Raw genomic sequence first — 3281 nt, forward strand, 5'->3', positions numbered from 1 at the left:
CCTCCGCCGCCCCTCCGCCGCCCCGTCACCGCCCTGCCGCCGCTTCCGCGGGGAACAGGGGCACGACCCGTACCGGAATGGCTTGTTCTCGCCCTTGTGGCGGTCGCCGCGGACGCGGTTCCGCCNGGCCCGGGCACCGGCGGTTCGCGGACGGGCCCGGCGGGGGCGCGTCCGCGGCCCCGGGCGGGGTGGTCCCGGGCGGCGCGGCCCCGGGCGGCGTGGCCCCGATGGAGCGCCCCTGCACCGCTTTCCGTGTCCCGGCGAGCGCGGGAGACACGGATGTGAGCCGTCCGGGTGAGCGAATGCCCCATTCGTCCGTCCGGGGTCGCGGCTGTGGTAGGGCGCTTCTAGCGTCCGACCGTAGAGGGTCATGCCACAGCTTTCGCGGAAGTCCGTTCCGCACTGCCCCTCGGGACCGGAGGACTCATCCCATGCGTGCGACAGGTGCCGCTTCCGCCGCTCTGCTCGGAGTGGCGGCTCTCGTCCTCACCGCCCCTCCCGCGGGTGCGGTGGACCCGTTCGTCGTCTCCCCCTCGACCGTCAACCCCGGTGGCCGCGTGGCGCTGTCCGCGCCCGGCTGCTCGGGCACCGCCCTGGCGTCGTCGGACGTCTTCGACACCGTGACCGTCCCGGCGGGCGGTTCGGCCGTGGCCACCGTCGACTGGGACGCCCGGCGGGGCGCGGTCTACACGGTGTCCTTCACCTGCGCCGGCGGGTCGCCCGGCACGGCGCGGCTGACGATCGCGTCCGCGCGCACCGGCTCGACCGCGGTGCCGACCGTGACCCGGACGACCACCGTCACGACCACGCCCTCGGGCGTCCGCGGCGGGCTGGGCGGCAGCGTCGGCACGTGGAACGCCGGCGAGCTGGCCGCGGGCGGGGCGCTGGCCGCCGCGGCGACCGCGGGCACCGTCTACGCGGTGCGCCGCAGGGCCTCGGGCGGCCGCCACTGACCCCCGGGTGCGCCGGCACCGCGCCCGTCGCCCCGAGCCCTGGCGGGGTTCGGGGCGACGGGCGCGGTCGGCCGGGAGGTTCGGCCGGTCAGGCCCTCCCGCCGTCCGGGCGGCGGCGACGGGCGACGAACACGGCCCCGCCCAGGGCCGCGGTGCCCACGAGCGACGCCCCGACGGCCATCTCGGTGGAGCTGGGCGCCAGGGAGCCGCCCAGGCCGCCCTGGGTGCCGCGGCCGCGGACGACGGTGAAGGACGCGGTGGCGACCCGCGGGCTGTCGCTGCACCTGACCGCGAGGTTGTAGGTGCCCGGTGTGGCGTGGTCGTAGATCCGCGGCGTGGCGGCGGAGTGGCCCGAGGGATTGACCGTGAGGGCCGTCTTGGGGAACGCGTTGGACGAGACGGTGCCACCGTGGCCGCATCCCATGACGCTGACCGCCAGGCTGCCGCCCTGGTGCACCCGGGTCGGGGAGACCGTGACGTTCGTCGGGCCTTTGGTGGCGTGGGCGAGCGGAGCCGCGAACCCGGCCACCGCGCAGGCGGTGGCGGCCACCGCGAGGGCGCGTGAAGCACGCATCGTTGAACCTCCAGCGGAAGACGCCCCGAAGCCGTGCTTCGGGAAGTCGACGGATGCGCCTTCCACGACGAACACTCACCCGTGATCCCGCGCCCCGCACTCCGGCTGTGCGCCACCCCGGTGAGGCGACACGCCCGGAGAGCGGAACGATCATCTGACAAGTCTGCAGGTCACCCGCCGTCATGTGATCTTCGTCAATGACTCGGATGGACCATCACCCGTGTGCCGCGCCGCCACCCGTTCGCCGCTCCCCGATCGCCGGGACCGCGAGCCGCGCCTACCGTGCGGGAGAAGGCCACGAAGGGAGAGACATGGGCCTGGAGCGCAGAGGCGTCGGGGACCGAAGTGCCTGGGACGTGATCAGGGGCCGCCAGCCGTGGGGGGCGCTGGCGCTCGTCCTGCTCACCGGTCTCGCCATGATGCGGAACGGGGCCGAGGTGTCGTCCGGGCCGCCCCAGCCCGCCGGCGCCGTCTCGGCGGAACGGGGGCGCACGGTGGCCGCGCCCACGCCGTCGGCCGGACTGCGGCCGCTGGGGTACGCGCCCGCGTCCCGGGTGCGGATCGAGGCGCTGAAGGTGGACGCGCCGGTCATCGACGTGGGCCTGGACGGCGAGGGCTGGATCAGCGCGCCCCCGCCGCAGGACCCCAACCTCGCCGGCTGGTACCAGAACGGCATCTCGCCGGGGCAGTCCGGCACGTCGGTCGTCGTGGGGCACGTCGACAACGAGTCGGGGCCCGCGGTCTTCTACTCGCTGGGCACGCTCAAGCCCGGTCACCGGGTGGAGGTGACCCGGTACGACGGGCGCGTGGCCGTGTTCCAGGTGTACGGGGTCGAGGTGTACGCGAAGGACGAGTTCCCCGGCGTGCGCGTCTACCGCGACACCGGCCACCCCGAGCTGCGGGTCATCACCTGCGGCGGCGCGTACTCGCGGGCCGGCGGCTACGACGGCAACGTGGTGGTCTTCGCCCGGCTGGTCGCCACCCGCTGAACGGTGCCCCGCCCCTCCCCCGCACGGCGCGGCGGGGAGGGGCGGGGCGTCCGCGTCACCGGCGCGGCACGGTGAGGTGGTACCCCTCGTCGAGCAGCCTCGGCAGGTAGGTGCGCAGGGCGCGCACGGTCTGCGAGCGGTCGCCGCCCGCATCGTGGGAGAGCACGACGACGCCGGGCGCGGCGCCGTCCAGGACCCGCCGCACGATGGTCCCCGCGCCGGGCTCCTGCCAGTCGAGGGTGTCCACGGTCCAGGCGAGCGGTTCCATGCCGAGCTCGGCGCCGACCTCGAAGGACAGGCGGTTCCAGGCGCCGTACGGGGCGCGGTACCACAGGGGCGCGGAGCCGGTCCACCGCTCGATCACCTCGCTGGTCGAGCCCAGCTCGTCGCGGACGCGGGAGGGCGGCAGCCTCGGGATCAGCGGGTGCGACCAGGAGTGGTTGCCCACCACGTGCCCGTCGTCGGCCATCTCCCGCAGCAGGCCGGGGTGGAGGGCGGCCATCCCGCCGCAGACGAAGAACACGGCCCGCACCTCGTGGCGGCGCAGGATGGCCAGGACGTCCGGGGTGTAGCGGGGGTCGGGCCCGTCGTCGAAGGTGAGGACCATCGTGTTGCCGGCCCCCGACACCCGCAGGAACGGCCGCTGCCGCACCGGCGGCAGGGCGCGCCGGAAGCGGGGCGGGGTGTGGGAGGTCATCGGCTGGAGCCGGTAGGAGGCGGGAGCCCCGACCGGGTACGAGGCGGGGGGCCCGCCGGGTGCGGGCG

4 protein-coding genes are annotated in these 3281 nt (G+C 75.8%); 2 read left to right on the top strand and 2 right to left on the bottom strand.

All coding sequences use genetic code 11. The annotated features are described in order from the left end of the window. The first annotated feature begins 431 nt into the window (after window positions 1–431). Window positions 432–953 carry a hypothetical protein gene (locus MW084_RS01385; protein WP_029553842.1) on the top strand — a complete coding sequence of 174 codons (522 nt, stop codon included), beginning with the start codon at window positions 432–434 and terminating at the stop codon, window positions 951–953. A gap of 88 nt (window positions 954–1041) precedes the next feature. On the opposite strand, the gene MW084_RS01390 is transcribed toward MW084_RS01385, so the two are convergent. Then, entirely contained in the window at window positions 1042–1527 is a 486-nt protein-coding gene (locus MW084_RS01390) for a hypothetical protein (RefSeq protein WP_029553841.1), read from the bottom strand. Window positions 1528–1838: 311 nt separating this feature from the next. On the opposite strand from MW084_RS01390, the gene MW084_RS01395 reads away from it, so the two are divergent. Then, complete coding sequence (locus MW084_RS01395; protein ID WP_010475051.1) at window positions 1839–2516, top strand: class F sortase; 678 nt, start codon at window positions 1839–1841, stop codon at window positions 2514–2516. 55 nt (window positions 2517–2571) lie between these two features. Here MW084_RS01395 and MW084_RS01400 read toward each other — a convergent pair. Beyond that, window positions 2572–3281, bottom strand: a 710-nt coding sequence (locus MW084_RS01400; RefSeq protein ID WP_275563430.1) for a polysaccharide deacetylase family protein, incomplete at its 5' end; no start/stop codon positions are given.

The organism is Streptomyces sudanensis (assembly GCF_023614315.1).
Classification (GTDB): Bacteria; Actinomycetota; Actinomycetes; order Streptomycetales; family Streptomycetaceae; genus Streptomyces; species Streptomyces sudanensis.

What these genes read in the sequence shown, in the direction of transcription:
- MW084_RS01385 (WP_029553842.1), top strand. Translation starts at nt 432, where the DNA reads ATGCGTGCGACAGGTGCCGCTTCCGCCGCTCTGCTCGGAGTGGCGGCT.
- MW084_RS01390 (WP_029553841.1), bottom strand. Translation starts at nt 1,527, where the DNA reads ATGCGTGCTTCACGCGCCCTCGCGGTGGCCGCCACCGCCTGCGCGGTG.
- MW084_RS01395 (WP_010475051.1), top strand. Translation starts at nt 1,839, where the DNA reads ATGGGCCTGGAGCGCAGAGGCGTCGGGGACCGAAGTGCCTGGGACGTG.